The sequence below is a fragment of the Paenibacillus sp. J2TS4 genome (assembly GCF_018403245.1).
GTDB lineage: Bacteria > Bacillota > Bacilli > Paenibacillales > NBRC-103111 > Paenibacillus_L.
The window spans coordinates 641,205-661,353 of record NZ_BOSH01000002.1; the positions used below are offsets into that span (position 1 = coordinate 641,205).

A 20,149-nucleotide genomic window follows, 5' to 3' on the forward strand; every position below is an offset into this window, starting at 1 on the left:
TACCGCGATTTCAACATGAGAGCCGTTTGTCAAATCAACAACCTTGTTCTTTCTAGCGAGCTGAAGAACAAGGTTGTTGACAATGATTACGCGTAACCCGGCACTGACCCGCTGATGTTCGCCAATATTCCGATCCGGGTATTTAGAAGTCATTCAAAGAGCTTGCCGTTCGTGTTCATTCTGGCGATAATAATTCGCTTCGTAGACTGAAAGTCCGTTCACCCACGTTTTACGAACAAGCGGGTAGCCGTTCTTCATCTGAATCAATATCAAATCAGCCTGTTTCCCGACCTCGATGGAACCCAAACAGTCGTCTATTCCGACCGCTTTGGCCGGGTGAAGGGTGGCCATTGCGGTGGCTCGGGCTATTCCGATTCCGGCCTCGTCCGCGATCCTAACGATGGCAGATAGCATAGAGGAGGGATAATAATCGGAGCATAGAATATCGACGGCTCCAGCTCGAATGCCGTCCATTGCTTTCATGTTGTTATCATGCGAACCTCCACGGACCACATTCGGAGCCCCCACACACGTTTGCAGCCCGCGCTGCTTGGCATATTGGGCTGTTTCCAGATTAAGGGGAAATTCAGACACCGAGGCGCCAAAGCTCCTGGCTTCATCCACCTTCTTCAGCGTATCATCGTCATGGGAAGCGAGCGCAATTCCGTCAGCCAGAGCCTCCTCAGCCAAATAACGGAGTCTTTCCCAGTCAATCTGCTCTTGCTTCTGCAGCGCATTCTCAGCTATGCGGCGCACCTCTTCCTTATTGACTCCTTGATTTTTCATGACATAGGCTTCAAACGAGCCCGGCGCCCGATATTGTCCTTGACCGGGGGCGTGATTCATATACGATAAATATTCCACTTGTCCCGAACGAACAAGCTCCTCGGCCAAGGGCAAGCCATCCAGATAAATCACCTCATAACGCAGATGAATGCGATGGCGGATCATTGCCTGCTCCTGCCGATAGCAACGGATAAGACGGATCATCTTCGTCACCAGATCCTCTCCCCGCAGGCTAAGCCCCGTCCCGAGCGAAAGAGAATGATACATCGTAGTAATTCCGTTACCAGCGAGCTTTCTTTCGAGCTCCAAAAGCGCCATTTCCATCGGAAACAGTGTGTTCGGCCGCGGCTGTACTTCCTTCTCGATCGCATCGCAATGAATATCGATCAAGCCCGGCAGCAAATACATACCGTCCTGCCAAACATAACCACGCTCCCCAGGCGAATTTCCATCCGTGCCCCGGTTATCCGCCAGCCTAATTTCTGCGATCTGCCCTCTCTCGATCCTAAGACTTCCCAGTACGACTTCTTCCGGCATCACGATCGCAACCTGATCTATCCATTCGTCCTGCTGTGCCAATGCTCTCCCCTCCTTGATATGCAAATAGCTTAGGCAATACCGTCCCATTCTCGCTGCAGTCCCCGGTCACTAAAGTCATTATAATTCATTTGCAGGCCGGAACAATACCCATGAATATAAAGAACAGGCCCTTCTATGTAAGGATAAACGCCTGCGGCGTCCTTGATCTCTGATCAAGAGAGCCTGCGTTTACCGTCGAAATTTACTGATAACGATTTTTTATAAATTCTTATAGTTTTACAAAAGGACACCTCAGTAATTTATTAAGGTGTCCTTCTTTAATCCAAATTAGATTTGTTGCACAAGGGTTAAGACTCTGTACGAGGGTTAAGACTCTGTACGAGGCTTAACCAGTTCTTTTTTTCTTACCTTTCCGGCCGCTTTTCCTTCTTCAGGTTTGGCGTCCTTGGCGGAACGAAGAGGGATTTCCTTCAGGAATAACGTCAGCACAACTGCGACGATGGTTACAACAGCGCCGGCCAGGAACGTACTGGTGACCCCATAGCTCAAAGCTTCGCGCAGCTTATCCAGCAGTTGATTAAACATCACTTGCACATCTGCCGGCAGGCCAGCCATAAATTCAGCAAGCTTGGGCTGATCCAGAAGAGCCTGCGGATTTAAAAATTCCTTCATTTGCTCAGCCATAGCCGGATCTATTGGTACTTGTTGCGCTGCTCCTCCCTCGGAAGCGAACTGTTCGGCCAATTTGCTGCTCATGCGGGAAGCCATAACAGTCCCCATGATAGCAATACCTATCGTTCCTCCAAGCGAACGGAACAACTGAGAAGAAGCGGTGGCCACACCGAGTTGCTTAGGCTCTACGGCATTTTGCACAGTAAGGGAGAAGACCGGCATGCTGATCCCCAATCCTAGACCTACAACACACATATATAGGACGGTAACATATATCGGCGTATCCATATGCATGAAATGAAGCAGCGTCATTCCTACCGCCATAACGACAAGGCCCAGGATCGCTATCTTTTTGTATTTGCCCGTCTTGGCAATCAGTTGACCGACGAAAGCCATCGTCACGATCATCCCTATAGACATCGGCATAGTCACATAACCCGAGTAAGTAGGTGAAATCCCTTTGACCCCTTGAACGAAGAAGGGAACATAGATGATCGCCCCCATCATTCCGGCGTTCAGGACAAATCCCGCCAGGTTAGAAACCGTAACGACGCTATTCTTAAACAAAGATAACGGAAGCACAGGCGATTTGGCCTTTGTCTCTACGATAATAAAGATAAGGAGGGAAACAACAGTTATAGCAAACAAGCCTATAATTTGCCACGAGCCCCAAGGATATTTGCCCTCCCCTTGCCCAGCCCACGAAAAAGCCAGCAACAGCGGAACGATGGTCGTCGTTAAAAATAAGGAGCCCAGGTAATCGATGGACTCGCCTTCTCTGCGCTCCACTTTCGGAAAAAGCATGATGATCATAATAAATGCAACAATTCCGAGAGGCAGGAACATCCAGAACACCCAATGCCAATCGAGATGGTCAACAATATAGCCCCCAACCGGCGGTCCCAATACGCTGGAAAGGCCAAAAATCCCGCTCATTAACCCGGTCCAACGCGCCCTTTCCCTAGGCGCATATAAGTCCCCAACGGCTGTGAAGGCGGTCGACATAATAATTCCCGCTCCTAGCCCCTGAATTCCCCGATAAAAGATTAATTCAATGATATCTCTTGAAAAGCCGCTTAAAAAAGCGCCTAACATAAACACAGCAATCCCGGTTAGAATAAATGGCTTTCTTCCATAAATATCCGATAGCTTACCGACCAGAATAGTAGCAACAGTCGAGGTTAATAAATAAATAGTAATGGCCCAAGTATAATAGTCCATTCCACCAAGCTTAGCGATAATTCGCGGCATGGCCACACCAATGATGGTCTGGTTGATAGCGGAAAAAAACATGGCCGCCATAATCGCAATCATAATCGATACTTTACGTTTTTCGGAAAGATGCTCCATACTACTTCTCCCTTCGGCAATGCTCTATGTTTTGTATAAGTTTTTCATAAATTCTGACCAAATGGTGAATATCTTCTTCCGGCAAACCATTGAACACTTTGTTGATCATTGCTTTGCTCTCCTCTTGAATTTCCCGCAAGATCTCCTTTCCTAATGGAGTAATTTCCAAGTAAACCACCCTGCGATCTTCCTCGTCCCTACTTCGAGTAGCAAAGCCGCATGCAATTAATTTATCGGAAATACTTGAAATCGCTCCGGGAGTAATGTCCAATGCCTCAGCAAGAACCGTGATTTTTTGAGGTCCCTCGGCATCCAATTTAATTAAAATGTAGGATTGGGTATTGGATAACCGCTGTTCAAAATTTCTCTTCCAGATAGATGACAAGCCTCTAGATACTAGCCAAAACATTTCGACGTATCTGGACACATCATCGCTCTTCGACATTGAATCACTCCTTTAATGACAAAGTATTATCCTAACTAAATAGTTTACTTATTAAAATAATAATAGTAATTATATTAAAGGCTCTCTTTCTGAGTGTCAATATTTTTTTAATAAGTTTTTTCAAGCTAAGCTTAGTGTTATCGTTCCGGCTAAAAAAGAAAACGGAAAACAAAGGAAATAAGAAGAAGTTATAGTTTAGCGAAAAAACTCAAATTAGAAGGCCGTTCGGGGCTTCTCCATAAAAAAACCGCCAATAGGCGGTTAGGAATAAATTCAATGGACTGTACGCAAGGTCCATCGGGGTCGCTTACTTCTCAATCTACTAATTCCACATCAACCCGGACATCCAGCTCGAACGTTCGATTCCAGGGTAATTGTACAAAGGCGAGTTCAGCATCCTGAACAATTGAAGGGAGTTCCCCCTCTCCACGATCCTCGTCACAAATCAGCGGCTTCGTGGCCTCAAACAGTTCTTTTAAGCGTTGGACGATCCAGGCGTTGACCTGCTTGTACTCTGTTTCCAGATCCCAGGGACTAACGGATAGATGCGCTTCAATCCACTTATTCGTTGCCCCGCGTATTTGGGCCTGATAGCCCCATTCATCCATAAGACGGGACAGCAGGAACGAGTAATGCGCCTTTTCAGGCTTGTCCGGATTAACTCCCGTATCGGTCTTTTTCACCTCACTGACCGCAGGTTCTGAATCATATTCTCCTTTTGTGCTCAGCATTTCATACATTGTGCGGGCAATAGCGTGAGAAATACATGTGCCCAGACTATTGCCCGCCGTATTCCAACCGGCATAACCAGAAAGACGGGTAAATAGACGTTCATCGAGCAAGTAGCGGATTAACTCCATGTCAGAAGCGTTAGGCAAAGCCACATCCGCAATCGCCACGCGCCGCCCCTGCTCTAAGTGATATCGAACGTTCTCCGCCAGATCGGCGATCAGATGCCGGGGATTAAATAAAGCTTGCACATTCTCCGTCTCTTTGCCTCTATTGGATATATCATTCAGTGGCGAATTCACCGCTAAAATCAAATCCGCCTCCAAAAGCGAGTCCACAACGACCGCACCCGCTGACAGCAAATGCGCCTTGACCGTCTCTTCCAAAGGACGATCCTCGTATTCCGGAATGACCCGCTTGCCCATCTCGGACGTAAATCTCGGATAGATTCTCACCTTGCGCCTATTCAATGTCTGCAGCATCCGAGCAAGCAAGGTTTGGGTTCCCTCATCCGCGCCAGGATATATCATCGTCTTCGCCTGAACATGCCGGTCATAGATATGACGCTGCAGCTCCCACTGTTCCTTAATATGGACGCCTGCAGGACTCGCATCCTCCTGTGTAATGCTCAAATAGTCGAGGATGCCTTCTGCCGTCCAATCAATCAACAGCTTATGGACATCCATATTTCGTTCGCGCGCCTGGAAGTAATCCAATAAAATCTCATTCGGAATTTGGGCTTTAACACGTAATAGTTCTTGCTCAAGGCCGGCTTCCTTCAACCGCAAATGCCGATCGGACAGTTCGGAATATTGCTGCACGAGGTGTTTGTATCGAACGAATTCGGCATTTTTTCCCGTTATTGTAATTCGCATGAGTACACTTGAGACGAATAAAGGCTTGCTGGGGTGCCTCTCCTTAACGGCACGCAGCGCTTTCAGCGTTTCTTGAGCCTGCTCCAGAGTCCGTTCGTTCGTGCGTGAAGCAATCAAGCCGCCAAAGGCGAGCTGATCCGCCGCTACGACCAGACCATCGACAGAACCTGCCGTCTCCAACAACCAATCACGAATGTTCTCACAGTTTCCGGATTTCATAAACATTCCAAGCATTTCGATTGGAGGAGTATGCAAATCCACCCCGGCGATCTCGGCAATTTTTCGAGGGAACCACTGACAGCACGGCCGGCTATCCAGTGGAACAAGCGCTATACGATGTCTCATAGTCCTCACGCTCCGTTCCTATGTTTAAAGCTTTGCTTTGTAATGCATTGTCCATTCGCCACAATTCGCTAATAGCTTTTTTGGCAGTCCTTTTATAGCCGCTTTTATCTTGCCTCTAGAGACTCTGCAATTTCATTCCATTTATTCAGCCAAACGGTCCAATTCTCTCCGAAATCTTCTCGTCGCATCAAAGATCGATGGCCCATCGGTACCCGTCACAATCGCCCCAATCATGATGCCCTTCACCCCGGCAAGTTGAAGAGCCTCGAGTTCCTCGACCTGAAGGTCCCGTTGACTCGGAACGATGACCGGCTTGCCGGACCTATCCACAAGCCAGCGATAATTCAGCAAATCCTTGATGGATAGGGGATCGCCGTATTCCTGAGCTGGAATGATGGACGCCTCCAGCATCTCAATCGGCAAGGTCCGGAATGCGGAGACAGCGCTTTCACTATAATCACCGTTTACGGCGAGCATCTTGTAGATCCTTTGGTCGCTAAGCAGCCAACCAGGCGCATGGTGAGCATACAAGGAAATAAAATCAATTCCGGAAGCAATTAATCGGTCCACTTCTTCTTTCGTTACCTTCTGAAGTGAGTCCCCGACCACAGCCCCGATCGAACCATCGAACCTCTCTCGCATCTCCGCTAACAGATCCGTATATTCAGTTGTCGGGCCAAACGATGTTCCGCTTGCGCGATGCTCGATGTTGAAATGAAGCTTGATAGCATCCGCACCACCTTCTACTGCCGCTTGGAACAATTCCAAGGAATTAGCAGGGAGACTGACGATCAACGCTGTCTTCTGCTGGAGCAATGGAGCAAGCTGATTCATAGCAGACCTCCTATACATCTTTTTTGAGAGCGCTCCCAATCCGGGGCTGACCCCATTGTATCAGCTCATTACAAAAAACGTCAATCCACAATATTCATTATATGAGAATCCTTTTCTAATAGGCTTCGGTTTTTCGGTTAGTTTGATTTTCCTTTTTGCTCTATAGCCTTGACCATGCGTATAAACCAATAAAGTGCGATCCAGGGTAACAAATATTTCGTAGCCCACTCTGCAATAGCTGCAATATCGGTATTCCATCCGGCCGCCACCAGACTGGCTACAGCGATAAGGCCAAAAAATACGACAACGCTAGTGGTAACATAATAAAAAATAGATTTCATAACGGCCCCTTTCTTGGTTACCCTTCTTTCCATTCACTATATCATATTTTAACATTTTACATCCAAAGCTTCATATTTGGAAATCAGAAATAACTGCGTGGTGGGATAATTACTTGCCAATAGTTATGTCAGTTGATGGTGGATATTCCTTCTATGCGATTGATTTAACAGAGCCTACAAAAAAAGAAGACGGCCTTAATTTCAGCCAGTCTTCTTCCATTCGATTATCGCAATCTATATTAAAATGCAGGGATAATGGCCCCTTCGTACTTTTCTTCAATAAATGCTTTGACTTCTGGTGTCTGCAGAGCTTTAACGAGCTTCTGGATCGCTTCGGAATCTTTATTATCTTCCCGGGCCGCGATAATATTCGGGAACGGAGAATCTTTGTCCTCCATGAACAAGGCATCTTTCGTAGGAACAAGATCAGCTTGGAGCGCGTAGTTCGTATTGATCAGCGCAAGGTCGACTTCGTCCAGAACGCGCGGCAGCATAGCAGCTTCCAATTCTCTAAATTGGAGGTCTTTTTTATTGGCCACGATATCTTTAACCGTTCCGGCAATCCCTACTCCTTCTTTGAGCTCGATCAGACCGTTCTTCTCCAGCAACGCGAGGGCCCGCCCTCCATTGGAAGGATCTGAAGGAATCGCTACCGTAGCACCGTCGGCCAACTCGTCGATCGATTTGATTTTATTGGAATAGCTACCGAACGGCTCCACATGAATGCTTCCTGCACTGACCAGCTTGGTGCCTTTATCTTTATTAAACTGCTCCATGTATGCCAAGTGCTGGAAAAAGTTGGCGTCCAACTGTTTTTCGTCAACCTGGATGTTCGGCTGAACGTAATCGGTAAATTCTTTAATCTCCAGAGTGACGCCTTCCTCCTTCAGTTGATCCTTGACCAGATTCAAGAGTTCCGCATGAGGAACAGAGGATGCTCCGATCTTCAGTGTAACTTCCTTGGCACCTTCATTGTCGGCAGCCGGTGAAGATGATGGCGAAGTCGAAGGCGTGGGTGCCGCGTTTTTCTCTCCGCAGCCGGCGAGGGCGACTAGAGAAATAATGAGCAGAAATGCGAATAAAACTTGTTTTTTCATTTGGTTTCTCCCCTTTTTTTGTAATATCTATTGCATTATTTGCGGCTGAATCGGAGCACAAGACGATCCCCGACCATCTGCAAAACTTGCACCAGGATAAGCAATATAATAATAGTAACGATCATTACTTCCGTCTCGAAGCGCTGATAGCCGTATCGGATCGCAAGGTCTCCCAATCCGCCTCCGCCAATCATGCCCGACATCGCGGTATAAGACACGAGCGTGACGGTCGTGATCGTAATGCCGGCTATCAAGCCCGGCAGAGACTCCGGCAGCAGCACTCGCCAGATGATCTGTCCGCGCCCGGCTCCCATCGATTGAGCGGCCTCGATAATGCCTCGATCCACTTCTCTGAGCGCGGTTTCCACCAGACGGGCGAAGAACGGCGCGGCCGCAATAACTAGCGGCGGGATGGTTCCCTTGACACCGATGGAGGTGCCGACCAGCAGCTTCGTGAACGGAATGAGCGCAACCATCAGAATGACGAATGGAACAGAGCGGAGCACGTTGACGACGAACGAGATAATGACATGGATGAATCGGTTTTGCAGCATATTGCCCCTGGTCGTCAGGTAAAGCAAAATCCCGATAGGCAGGCCGATGATAAAAGTGAATACGGTGGATAGACCGAGCATGATAAGCGTTTGTTTGGTTTCGTTTGCGATCTCAGGCCAATGAATACTAGACCAATCCATGCTCGTACACCTCCACATCCAGACCATGTTCCTTGAGCAGTCTTATCGTTTCGTCAGCCGCCGGTCGGGAACCTTCGATGCGGATGACCAACTGTCCATACGGGGTATTCTTCATCCGCGATATCGTCCCCTGCAATATCGAGAACGTGACGCCTGTCTGCTGCACAGCTCTGGATAATATCGGCTCATAGGTGGACTCGCCCAGGAAGCTGATCTTGAGCACGGTCGCTCTTTCATCCTTTACGCGACCCCGCAAGTCGACAGCATCCACCACCTGCTCGATAAATTGCCGGGTCACTTCATGCCGAGGCTTGATAAAAACTTCAGCCACCGGTCCCTGCTCTACAATCTGACCTTGATGAATGACAGCCACACGGTCGCAGATAGATCGGATCACTTGCATTTCATGCGTAATAAGCACGATCGTAATTCCCAGCTTGCGATTAATATCGAGCAGCAAGCCAAGGATCGAATTCGTCGTCTGCGGATCGAGCGCTGAAGTGGCTTCATCGCAGAGCAGAACATGTGGATTGGTCGCCAGAGCGCGGGCTATGCCTACTCTCTGCTTCTGCCCTCCCGACAATTGAGCCGGATATTTTTTGCTTTGATCCGATAGCCCGACCAAGTCCAGCAGCTCGTCCACCCGCTGTTTCACTTCCTGTTTGGGCGTTTGGACCAACTTAAGCGGAAAGGCTACATTTTCTTCAACGGTTGCAGAGGAAAGCAGATTGAAATGCTGGAAGATCATTCCTATTCGCCTGCGCTGCTCTTGAAGCTGCTTTGTTGGGAGCGCAGTAAGCTCAACGCCATCCACTATGATCGATCCCGCTGTCGGGCGCTCCAGCAGATTAATGCTTCTCAGGAGAGTGCTCTTGCCGGCGCCCGAGTGCCCAATAATTCCGTAAATTTCCCCTCTCTCAATTTGCAGATTAATATCGTGCAAAGCGTGAGTCGTATGAGAACCGTTACGGTACTTTTTTTGCACATGACGCAATTCAATCATGGGTTCACTCCTTTGGTTAATAAAAAAAAGCCCTTTTTTTTGCAGAGCAAAAGGGCTTCCGATATCGAAATCAACCCTTCTCATCTGCCAGAATCGTCTCGATTCTGAAGGAATTGGCACCATAGACACCGCGCGATGAACGCGCGATCGGTTGCCGGGCTTCATAGGGCCTGTCCCTCCGCCTCTCTGGATAAGAAGTTGTTCTATTCTGTTATCTATTGAAAAACAGTAGTTTCAGTATACCTAACCAAATTTCTTTCGTCAATCCTCTCAGGCTCAACCCCCATTCTCCGAACGAAATCCTTGAACAAAGCAGTGGACGGCTTCCAGCATAAATGGTTCAGGCGGCCCTCCCCATCGATCGGTCAGTTCTTGAATCATCCCTTCACCATGCCCTTTAGTTTTCTCCGTCAAATGACACAGCAGCCTCAATAAATCACAGTATTGTCTAAACTCGTCCGGGGATAAGGGCATCTCATGAGATAACACATAATAGTCCGCGCTGTACCGATCCAGCTTCTCCAACAAGGATAGGGTACCCGCAACAGTATATCTTCCATTAAGATTCGGATACAAGCAATCTCCTATAAAAAGCGTCCTTTCTCCCTCTCCGTTTCCTTGAGTATACACGACAATGGAATCGTTGGAATGATCTCCTCCCACATATTCGAGATAGCATTGAGTCCCACCCAGATCGATCTCCATTTTATCTTTGAAGGTCTTATGCGGCCTTTGAATGACGATGTCACGGTCTTTGGCGAACTCCTTTTTAATCATATCCGCGCAAAATTGAAATTCAGTCCCTTTATTTACCCTCTCATCCAGAGCTTCGTCCGTCCAGGAAAGGGGAATCATTTGCTCTATAGCGTCTTTCGTCCTCTCATGAGCAATGATCGGCAGATTCAGACGATGAGCCCCAAAGATATGATCCCAGTGACAATGAGTCAACACAACGGAATGCAGATTGGATATTTGCTCCTTGGCTACCTCCTCAAGAAAAAGAGCAGCATGGGAAGGTGAATTTCCCGCATCTACAATTAATGTCCGCTCTTGACCGCATATTGCGGCGAGAACGGGCCGATCGGTATTCGCTTCAGGCGGTAAGAAATAGACAGAATCTGTCAGTCGCCTTAATTTTCTATCCTGCATCTTCTCTTCTCCTTCCTTAGATCAGCATATCACCTGTATTTCAGGAACCACGGTGAGAAATCGACTAATTTGGCGGATTTCCGGTCCCTTGGTCCCTATTTGGTCCTTCTCCGAGATCCTCCTGGGCGGCAGCAATTAATTGATGAAGGACTTCAAGTACTTGCTGAAGGTCCTCCAGAGGAACCTTGGAATAATACTGGCGTACCAGCAGTTCGTCTATTTGATGAAGCAAGGCCGCATAAGCCTTCCCCTGCTCGCCCAAGTATACAAACGATTCCCTCCGGTTGTCCGGATTAATCCGGCGGACGATCATCTCTTCTTTCTCCAGCTTTGGCAACACTTGACTGACTGCGCTTTTAGAGATTTGGAACGTTGCGGCGATTTGATTCGCGGTCACCGGCTCATTGCGGATAATATAATACATGATTAACTCTTGTTGTGGAGTCAGTTGGAAACTATTCAATTGCTCAATTTCTGTCGTCTTCCGCCATACAATCGATTTGAATTGCTCGAACGCTTGGTTGATCCGATCCACAACGCTCAGATAGGAATCCAATAAGCCCCTCCTCCTCCATTCCTTACCGTTGAATATGTCGATAACCTATTTTATTTAGTTAACTAAACTTAACTATATAGATCAGTCTATCCAGGCCGCTCTACTTCGTCAAGGTCGATTCTTCGCCAAAAGTGAACGACACGTGACAAATAGCCACCCTAATCGGTTCGCTGCCTCATTTGGAGCCCCCACTCCATGGCATCCACCAGTTCCATTTACCGAGCAGCTTCATTAAAGACGGAACAAGCATCATCCGGACGAGAGTCGCATCGATGAAAATAACTGAAGCAATTCCGATGCCGAGCTGCTTAACCCCTGCCACTCCTCCTAAAGCAAAGGGTGCGGTGACCGCAATCATAATTGCTGCTGCAGAAGTAATGATTTTGCTTGTGACGGCCAGTCCCTCCTGAACGGAGCATTCATTGTCTTGTGTCCGTTGATAAATTTCGTAAATACGGGATAGCAAAAAGACCCCATAGTCCATACTGATTCCAAAAGCCAGGCCGAAGATAAAAACTGGGATCATTAAAGCAATGCTGGACGGCTCCATTCCGAAGCGGCCATCCTCAAAAATCCAGGCCAGAATTCCAAAGGCTGCTCCCAGGCTTAACAGATTCATGAGGATCGTTTTGACCGGGATTAAAAAAGAACGAAATGCAAGATATAAAATAAGGAAGTTGGAAACGAAAATAAATAGAAGAATATATTTAATGTTGTTAATAATTTCATCATAAACCTCCTGCTGATATTTAGGCTCTCCTCCCATAAGCACGAACAAATCCGAGGACGGGGCTTGCCAATTCCGGACCCAATCAAGAGCTTCCTTGGATGAAGCACTGCCCTGCAAGGTTAAGGAAATAAGCATCCTGTTTCCTTGCACTGAAGACTCTAATATCGGCCCATACGTTTTCTTTGACAAGGCGTCTTGCTGGATGAGACTCATTTGCTTCGGTGTCATAGGAAGGCGGCCATAGATAGAATCGACTGCCAAGACAGCGGGATCCCGCTCTAATTGCTGTACCAGTTCATAAGCGGACTGCCAATCGGTCAGCTTCCATTCCCGTTGTTTACTTTGGGCAATCATGAAGACTTGAGAGCTGGAAGAAGGAAAGAAATGGGCGTTGACTTGTTCTGCCGCTTGACGAGATTCGTAATTTTGCGGCAAAGAGGCCGCATCCGGAACGGCCAAATTCATTCGAGCGAGCGGAACAAGACAGACGAGAAGCAGACCTGCAGCCAATAATGCCATTCGCAATGGCCGCCGCATGACAAAAGCGGATAAAGCATGCCAGATCCTCATGCTCCTCGACCGGGCTCCGTGCCCGCCTTCTGCCCCGATTCGTCCTCCCGCCGCTACTAATAGCGCCGGCACCAGAGTAAAGGACAGCAGCAGCGATACGGTGAGAACGAGGATAGCCCCAATGGCGACCGTGTTGAATATCGGCATCTGGATAAAAAAAGTACTGGCCAGGCCCAAATAGACGCAGAGCGCGGAAAAAAACACGGCGCGTCCGGCCGTGGACAGAGTGATCCGGAGTGCCGTTGCCAGTGAGTGGTGCCGAAGCTCCTCGCGAAAGCGGCTGACCAGCATCAAGGCGAAATCAATGCTTAACGCCAACCCAACCATAGGAATGACGTTCAAGACGAAGATAGAGAGCTCCAGCCCGCTTCCCAGCCAATACAGGATGCCCATCGTGCCAATGACTGCGATCCATCCAACCGCAACCGGGATCAGCGAGGAAAGCAAGCCTCCGAACGCGAGCCACAGAATAATAAAAGCAACGGGAATTCCGATCATTTCCGCTTGGAGCAGATCACGATGACTTGTCCGGTTCACATCCTCCTGCACTACGGGCTTGCCGGTCATGGCTACGGTCATTCGCTCGTCCCCGTCCAGCAGCCCTCTAAGCCGCTCGAGGGCAGGCTTGATTTCGCGGGATTCCCATTCCACTGCAAGCAGCGCATAAGCCAGATTCTCTTTTACCATCCCGCCTCTGGCAAGCGGGGAGATCACTTCCTTAATCCCCTGTACACGTTCTACTCGGGTGAGGGCTTGCTCTATGGCCTGGTGAAATTGCTCGCGAGAAACCGGATCCTTTTTCTCAAACAGGAGGACAACCGGTTCGTTCGGAATATGAAAATCTTCGGATAGCATCTGCTGAACCTCGGCGTAGACACCGTCTACCCTTAATCCGTGGTCTTTCAGAACCGCAGGCAGCTTGGCAGCATAAAAGCCGAGCACAACCAGGAAGCCAAGCCACAGGACAATAATCTCTTTGGAATATTTGATAGACAAGCCGGCAAGCATTCGATACAACATAGCCTGGTCTCCTTGCTGGGGCAAATTAGCCGTTTCTCCCCCGCCTATCCTTCTATAACCTGCACTTATTTCGCTCCGAACGCCACTAACGCAGACAAATAAGGGTAAATCCCAGACTGTTGAAAAAGCATCCACGTGGCTTGTACGCGCCCTATCCGCCGGGCCCCTTGCATAGTCAAATAGACTTACAAATGGGCGAAAGATGGATGCGAACAAGTGCGGTTTGTACGAAATATCATACATTCGGACATGCGTATGCCGCGGAGGTTTCGCTTTGGTATGAATAATCGTACAAATGGGCACGCCAGTTCCGTGAAAGGGTCATCTTTGTACGAAATATCGTACATCCAAACTAGGTATAGGTCGCGAAGATCCGCTTTGGTATGAATAATCGTACCAATGAGTACACAAGATCCGTGAACCGATTTTTTCAACGGTCTGAAATCCGCATCTATTTCCCTTCCGTGCTTTTTAATCTTGTCGCCAGCACCATTCGGTAAGCCAAGTGAGGCATAAGGTTCCCTGTACGAATCAATATAGGCGACAACAGGCGATTGCCAAACAGCCGCTGAAACCATTTGCCCCATCTTAAAAGAGAGGAGCAATCCCGGCGCATAGCTTGCGTATAGTTGTGGCGCCAGTCGGACAGGGTCATTCTTCCGCACAGGAACTCGTCCGCCCAGCGAGAGCATAGGACGACCGAGTGCAGAGCTATGGCCATCCCGTCTCCGCAAAGCGGAGGGATGACCAGCGCAGCGTCGCCGATGTGAGGAACCTTCCCCCAGGCCGCCGGTTTACGGCTTATTCGCACAGGCGAGACGGCTGCCTCGGTTCCAGATACCGGCTCACCCAGCGCCAACCGACGGCGCAATGCCGGGTTCAGGCAGGCCGCCATTTCTATGGCGCCCTGTACGGATTTGCCGGCTTGCTGGAAGACGTCCCGAGTCATCAGCGCCGCTACGTTGTGGCGCCCTCCTTCCACAGGACAAATCCCCAGGTATCCGCCGGAAAAAAGATACAGCTCCACTACAGGCTCCATCCCTAGTCCATCGTAATGAGACTTAACTCCGACATAACGGTTGGCACCAGCCGGCTCCAGTGAGCTGGCCAGCCCGGAGCGCGGGTTGCGCCCCCAAGCGCCAATCACCGCTCTGGCTTCGATCGTCTCGCTTGCGCGCCTGCCGCGAATTTCAATCTCGTATCGCTCTCCAGCGCGGTTAACGGATAGGACCGTCATGCCGCCGTGAGTCTCAGCCCCCCGATCCAGCGCCGCTTGATGCAGGGCGTGGTCCAGCGCATAGCGGCTGACTCCGAGAGCAGCTCCGGGCAAAGGAATATCCAGCGAGTTTCCAAGGGCTGTGTGCAGCCTGGCACTGTTCATTTCGACTGGCTGAAGCGATCGGATCCTGGGCTCCAAACCAAGAGAGGACAGGCTGTTCCTTGATTCGGGAGACAGGAATTCGCCACATACCTTGTGCCGGGGGAAGGTGCTTTGATCGATCAAGACGGTGTGCCAGCCCATGCCCGCCAGAGCTGCCGCCATACTGCCCCCGGCTATCCCGCCGCCCAGGACGGCCACATCATACATTCGTTCTGTCCTTTCCCCCCGCGTCCCCATGTCGGATCGCTGAAGGGACATTCTCTGACTTGTGCGCAGTGACCACATACCGGAATAACGGTCTCCAGATCACCGACAGGTTGGACGCCACGATGCTCTCCGACAGAGTTTTCCATTCCGCCGTACGGAACCCTTTGGCTACCGATAAAGGACCGTCATGGCGAATATAACGGTTGCGCGAGATCGAACGGGTTACGAGCCAAACGGCCAGCCAGGCGAGCCAATGCCGGTGAATATCATGGATGACGATGCCCATTCGGGAAGCAAATAGCAGCTGCTGAACAACTTGCGGCAATTCCTCCGAAGGAAAATGATGAACGAATTGGGTGGCCGTCACGATGTCTGCACAGCCTTCCGGCAATTGGAACAAATCCTGGCGCACGACCTGTATTCGCGGCTCCCGCTTATAGAGCAGCCTGGCTTCCTCACATGCCTCCTCGGTAATATCGGATAAAGTAATCGTTAATCCGATACGATGGCGATCGGCCCATTGCAGCAATGAGCGATTGACATCCCCGGAACCGGAGCCGATGTCCAGAATCGTAAACCGCTTCGGCCTGCCAGCCTCCTCCCAGATCCGCCTGACTCCGTACAGGGTTGGCCCGGACGCTCCAAAAATCCGGTTAAGCAGGCGAAGATGCCGCAGCGCCTCCCGCAGGCCGGCTCCCCCCGAACTCAAATCATCCATCAATTCGGGTTCTGCCGCCCTCCGCTTTAATCCGTTCATAGCAGCGCCTCCTTCCAATGTATCCCTCTTGCTCTACACCCATTTGCTTCTCTAGGCAGCCCTATTCTCTTCTCTTTCAATCCTCTTCCAAATCTTTTTCACTTCTCTTTCGGTTCTCCCCCCATTTTCTTCCCGCGCTTTTATGCTTCTCGTGATCTCAGAACTCCCTCACCGTTCCATCGGGAAGGATGGCGGCCAATAAGTCAGTTGCATCAATTCCGCATTCAAGCCGGGGCCGAAGGCCAGGGCCATTCCCTGTTTCGGACTGCGGGCGGTTGTATCCAATGCTTGTCTTAGATGCTGCAGCACAAACAGAATCGTGGCCGAGGAAAGATTGCCGCACTGGCGAAGAACGGAACGGCTCGCTTCAGTTTGCTCCTCGCTTAATCCGTATAACTCTTGAATCGTATCGATTATCCCGCGACCGCCCGGATGAATAGCCCAAAATTCGGGAACTGGCCCGCCGTCCAGCAGACGATCCACTTCGGGAGGCACATATTTCCCAATAAGCTTTGGAATATGAGGGGACAGATACAGATCAAAGCCGTAATTGCCGACATTCCACACCATCTCGTCCGCAGAGTCCGGGAAGAGGACGGCCCGTTGACGCCCCAGAGAGATAACACCTTTTTCACGAAAATCAGGGGTTCCCACGACGCAAGCCGAGGCCCCATCGCCAAAAAACGCCGCCCCAAAGAGCGCTTCCCTCTCGCCCGAGGGCTGAATATGAAGAGTGCATAATTCTACGCACACGACTAACACTTTAGCTGCTGGATAATGCTCCACAATATCCGCAGACATACGAAGGGCCGTCATTCCAGCCGCGCAACCGAGAAAAGTAAGCGGAATCCGCTTCACATCTGCGGCCAGCTCCAGCTTGTGGGTAAGCGCCGCATCCAAACCAGGCAGAAATATCCCGGTACAGCTGACGGTGATCAGATGGGTGATATCGGCTGTATGGACACCACTGTCTTCCAGTGCCCTAACGGCTGCCTCGAAGCCTAGCGGAACGGCCTCTTCCCTATACTTCTTCATTCGCTCATCCGTAGAAGGCACTTGATTCAAACTGGAATACGCCACATATCGGCAGTTGTCCCCCGACTCCAATAATTCGGGCTCACAGGTGAAACGGGTTTCGACCCCGCAGCTGCTAAAAATTTTTTTGGCCCAGCGCGCCGCCTGCCGATATCCTGCGCTCGTCAGAGCTTCGGTCAGCTTGGACGAGGTCTCCTCCTGCTCCAGACGATAAGACGGCAAAGCCGTGCCGATTCCCAATATCGCCATGTCCGTTCCTCTTCTGGTCATTTCATTTCCTTCCTCTCTCCTATGGTCATCTGTACAGTATTAAAGGATGGACAAGTTCGTTATAGAATTGTATGAATGAGGTTAACGGTTTATTCCCGGGAGCCGACCAGAACGGTAACCCTACCAGGCGTCTAACGCACCACGTACTAGAAGCTAAGAATGATGCGATTAATAGACCGGTTAAAAGCATTCCCTTCCCTTCTCACAGCGCTGGTTGATGTTAGAGCGTTAAGGCGCTTATACTGTAGAAGAGTTATTTAATGAAACGATCCTTAATGGAGTGACCGAAGGAGGAACAAAGATGAACCGAGAGACGATCGAGTTATTTCAAACCTTGACCGAGCTGCCGGGACCGCCTGGCTTCGAGCATGAAGTGCGCCGCTTCGTGCGCGGGGAATTGGAGAAGGTAACGAACGAAATTGTGCTTGACCGTTTAGGCAGCATTTTCGGTGTTCTGCGAGGCGATGAGCATGGCCCTAAAGTGATGGTCAACGGCCATATGGATGAGGTCGGATTTATGATCTCGAGCATTCAGGAGAACGGAATGCTTAAGTTTCAGACACTGGGCGGCTGGTGGAATCAGGTACTGTTGGCGCAAAGAGTACAGGTCATAACGAAACAAGGCCCGCTGACCGGCGTCATCGGCTCCACTCCGCGCCATTTACTGGATGAAGCCCAGCGCAGCAAGCCGGTAGAGATCGCCGCGATGTTTATCGATATCGGCGCGGACAGCCGGGAGCAGGCGATGGAGATGGGCGTACGCCCCGGCTTGCCGGCGGTCCCGGTTTGCCCCTTCACCCCGCTGGCCGACGGCAAAAAAATAATGGCCAAGGCATGGGACAATCGTTTCGGCGTCGGGTTGGCTCTGGAATTGGCCAAGGAGCTTCACGGCAAGCCATTCCCGAACGTGCTTTATGCCGGAGCAACCGTTCAGGAGGAGGTCGGATTGCGCGGTGCGCAGACCGCGTCCGCTTTAATTCAGCCCGATATTTGCTACACGCTTGATGCCGGACCGGCGAACGATACGACGGGAGACCGTCATTCCTTTGGCCAGCTGGGCAAAGGAACACTTGTCCGAATACTGGACAGCTCGATCGTTCCGAATCAGGCATTGATCGAATTCATTCTGGATACGGCAGAAAGTGCCGACATTCCGTATCAATACTTTATTTCTCCCGGGGCGACGGATGCGGGCAAGGTTCATTTGTATGGCCAAGGGGTACCTACCGCGGCTCTCGGCGTATGCGCCCGCTATATCCATACTTCCGCCTCGATTCTGCACGTGGACGATTACGCGGCTGCCAAAGAGCTGTTAGTCCGCCTGGTGCAGGCAACAGATCGAACGCTTCTGCAAACCATTACAGAAAACGCCTAGAGAGGGATCATAGGGAATTAACCCGACGAGGAGTCGCTTGAAAAACACCACGCACAGTATTCGATTAGCTGATCAACTGAATTTCTTCCAGAGAGACCTGCACTGTTGCAGATTCCTGCAACTTTTTCATCAGAGTCATAGGAAAACCCTTGTTGTATGAGAGATGCTCTAGAGTCGGCAACTGTATGGCATCCTTTTCACCGCACTTAGAAAGTGCGGTGAAAAGGACCCGTTATGTGCTTCAGAAGGACTCCAATAACATTACCTTTCCTGATTAGTGAAGTATATGACGTGCGGGCCGGGGGCTCCTCCGGTAAGACTTATTTCCGACTTATAAATTCTGCCCTTGGGGTTTAATGTAAAGTTGGCGAACGGCCAGGCCTGTTCATAAGTGATATAACCGGATAGCTCGAGCCGATTTTGCCATTTGACTACATAATGGCCCGCGCCCCCTGACGGATTATGATACAGCGTGACCGCGCGGGGACGGCGATGATCATTCTCGATGTCCACGCTAAGCCGGTACATGACCCCGTAGTTGCCATTATTGACCACAGTCCTCCCATCGACCGCATTGTATCCTTGCTCGTATTCCCCGGGCATGGCATCGCTCCATTGGCCCGATTCCGCGCTGGATATCCGGATCAGGGCATTGCCCATACCGGTGTTATATTTCAATGTGCCTATCCGGTCATAGTGCGGAAACGTGCCGCGGGTATGAGAATCACCAGGCAGAACCGTAACGGTTTCCGGATGGGCCGGCCTATCCTTGTAATTCAAGACGGTGACCGTTACGGTAGCCGGCCGGTTCCCCTTCTTCGTATTCGCCAAAAATTGGGCGATCCCGCTATTGGTGAAGGTGGACGGCGTCAAGGATTCGAGATAGTAGCTTTCTCCAGGAGCGAGCGAGGCGAGAAACTGCTTTTTGAAATTAACCCTCATAAATTCGGCCAGCGCATTTTGTCCGGCCACATCCACATAATAATTCGTTCCCACTCCGCTGCCTTCCGAGAACAGCTTCACCTCTTCCTCGGATTCATTCGTAATGGCCACAGCTACCGTCAGCGGCTCGCTCGACATATTCTGATGATGCCAGAAAACACGGAACGAACCGCTTACCCGATCCCGATAAAAGGCTCCTTGCTCCGTGAACGATTCCGGGGAATCGCTGAGAATCAGCTTCCCGCCCACTCCTGTAAGCTGAGGCTTTTCCATAGACTGGGCCGGCTTCAATTCAGATACCGGGATAATTCCATCCCAGGCAAACACAGTGCTGGCGGATAACAAGCCGATCAGCACAACGGCCAACAAAATTCTCAGTTTTTTTATTATTTATTCCTCCTTTTTTTGTAATGCTGAGGAAGTCGGCTCCTCAACAGGCCAGGCG

The 20,149-nt window shown here is 50.1% G+C and carries 17 protein-coding genes, 1 pseudogene and 1 riboswitch; of the genes and pseudogenes, 2 read left to right on the plus strand and 16 right to left on the minus strand.

From position 1 onward, the window contains the following. Positions 1-153: 153 nt before the first annotated feature. The 6 genes from KJS69_RS07130 to KJS69_RS07155 all read right to left on the minus strand — a co-directional run bounded on the left by KJS69_RS07130 (position 154) and on the right by KJS69_RS07155 (position 6,917). Positions 154-1,365: an alpha-D-ribose 1-methylphosphonate 5-triphosphate diphosphatase gene (locus KJS69_RS07130; protein WP_249730399.1), complete on the minus strand. Its 1,212-nt coding sequence runs from the start codon at positions 1,363-1,365 to the stop codon at positions 154-156. A gap of 327 nt (positions 1,366-1,692) precedes the next feature. Further along, entirely contained in the window at positions 1,693-3,348 is a 1,656-nt protein-coding gene (locus tag KJS69_RS07135) for an MDR family MFS transporter (RefSeq protein WP_213582977.1), read from the minus strand. A gap of 1 nt (position 3,349) precedes the next feature. Continuing rightward, positions 3,350-3,793, minus strand: a complete 444-nt coding sequence (locus KJS69_RS07140) for a MarR family winged helix-turn-helix transcriptional regulator (RefSeq protein ID WP_213582979.1) — start codon at positions 3,791-3,793, stop codon at positions 3,350-3,352. Between the two features lie 314 nt (positions 3,794-4,107). After that, positions 4,108-5,742, minus strand: a complete 1,635-nt coding sequence (locus KJS69_RS07145; protein ID WP_213582981.1) for a DUF4127 family protein — start codon at positions 5,740-5,742, stop codon at positions 4,108-4,110. A gap of 141 nt (positions 5,743-5,883) precedes the next feature. Further along, positions 5,884-6,576, minus strand: coding sequence for a hypothetical protein (locus KJS69_RS07150; RefSeq protein ID WP_213582982.1), 693 nt, complete (start codon positions 6,574-6,576; stop codon positions 5,884-5,886). A 137-nt stretch (positions 6,577-6,713) separates the two neighbouring features. Next, positions 6,714-6,917 (minus strand): hypothetical protein, encoded by a 204-nt coding sequence (locus KJS69_RS07155; RefSeq protein ID WP_213582983.1) that lies wholly within the window; start codon positions 6,915-6,917, stop codon positions 6,714-6,716. Between the two features lie 74 nt (positions 6,918-6,991). Here KJS69_RS07155 and KJS69_RS30105 point away from each other — a divergent pair. Next, positions 6,992-7,087, plus strand: a pseudogene (locus KJS69_RS30105) (SMI1/KNR4 family protein); the annotation flags it as partial. 69 nt (positions 7,088-7,156) lie between these two features. Here KJS69_RS30105 and KJS69_RS07160 read toward each other — a convergent pair. From KJS69_RS07160 to KJS69_RS07200, 9 genes are all read right to left on the minus strand, one after another. After that, the gene (locus tag KJS69_RS07160) at positions 7,157-8,014 is read right to left on the minus strand and encodes a MetQ/NlpA family ABC transporter substrate-binding protein (RefSeq protein WP_213582985.1); all 858 of its coding nucleotides are present in this window, start codon (positions 8,012-8,014) and stop codon (positions 7,157-7,159) included. A gap of 35 nt (positions 8,015-8,049) precedes the next feature. Continuing rightward, complete coding sequence (locus tag KJS69_RS07165) at positions 8,050-8,709, minus strand: methionine ABC transporter permease (RefSeq protein ID WP_213582992.1); 660 nt, start codon at positions 8,707-8,709, stop codon at positions 8,050-8,052. After that, on the minus strand, positions 8,696-9,712 hold the full coding sequence (locus KJS69_RS07170; protein ID WP_213582995.1) for a methionine ABC transporter ATP-binding protein: 1,017 nt from the start codon (positions 9,710-9,712) through the stop codon (positions 8,696-8,698). The genes KJS69_RS07165 and KJS69_RS07170 overlap by 14 nt, the downstream gene beginning before the upstream one ends. A 77-nt stretch (positions 9,713-9,789) precedes the next feature. Next, a riboswitch (SAM riboswitch) is annotated at positions 9,790-9,909 on the minus strand. 79 nt (positions 9,910-9,988) lie between these two features. Then, entirely contained in the window at positions 9,989-10,861 is an 873-nt protein-coding gene (locus KJS69_RS07175) for an MBL fold metallo-hydrolase (RefSeq protein WP_213582997.1), read from the minus strand. Between the two features lie 64 nt (positions 10,862-10,925). Then, positions 10,926-11,417 carry a MarR family winged helix-turn-helix transcriptional regulator gene (locus KJS69_RS07180; protein ID WP_213582999.1) on the minus strand — a complete coding sequence of 164 codons (492 nt, stop codon included), beginning with the start codon at positions 11,415-11,417 and terminating at the stop codon, positions 10,926-10,928. A gap of 175 nt (positions 11,418-11,592) precedes the next feature. Further along, positions 11,593-13,737: an MMPL family transporter gene (locus tag KJS69_RS07185; protein ID WP_213583001.1), complete on the minus strand. Its 2,145-nt coding sequence runs from the start codon at positions 13,735-13,737 to the stop codon at positions 11,593-11,595. Between the two features lie 451 nt (positions 13,738-14,188). Further along, the gene (locus KJS69_RS07190) at positions 14,189-15,325 is read right to left on the minus strand and encodes an NAD(P)/FAD-dependent oxidoreductase (protein WP_249730400.1); all 1,137 of its coding nucleotides are present in this window, start codon (positions 15,323-15,325) and stop codon (positions 14,189-14,191) included. Next, positions 15,318-16,082: a methyltransferase domain-containing protein gene (locus KJS69_RS07195; protein WP_213583003.1), complete on the minus strand. Its 765-nt coding sequence runs from the start codon at positions 16,080-16,082 to the stop codon at positions 15,318-15,320. Before KJS69_RS07195 ends, KJS69_RS07190 begins: the two co-directional genes overlap by 8 nt. Positions 16,083-16,250: 168 nt before the next feature. Next, positions 16,251-17,387, minus strand: coding sequence for a type III polyketide synthase (locus KJS69_RS07200; protein WP_213583005.1), 1,137 nt, complete (start codon positions 17,385-17,387; stop codon positions 16,251-16,253). A gap of 301 nt (positions 17,388-17,688) precedes the next feature. Between KJS69_RS07200 and KJS69_RS07205 the strand changes: the two genes are divergently transcribed. Beyond that, positions 17,689-18,762: a M42 family metallopeptidase gene (locus KJS69_RS07205; RefSeq protein ID WP_213583007.1), complete on the plus strand. Its 1,074-nt coding sequence runs from the start codon at positions 17,689-17,691 to the stop codon at positions 18,760-18,762. 261 nt (positions 18,763-19,023) lie between these two features. On the opposite strand, the gene KJS69_RS07210 is transcribed toward KJS69_RS07205, so the two are convergent. Beyond that, the gene (locus tag KJS69_RS07210; protein ID WP_213583008.1) at positions 19,024-20,070 is read right to left on the minus strand and encodes a hypothetical protein; all 1,047 of its coding nucleotides are present in this window, start codon (positions 20,068-20,070) and stop codon (positions 19,024-19,026) included. Between the last annotated feature and the right edge of the window lie 79 nt (positions 20,071-20,149).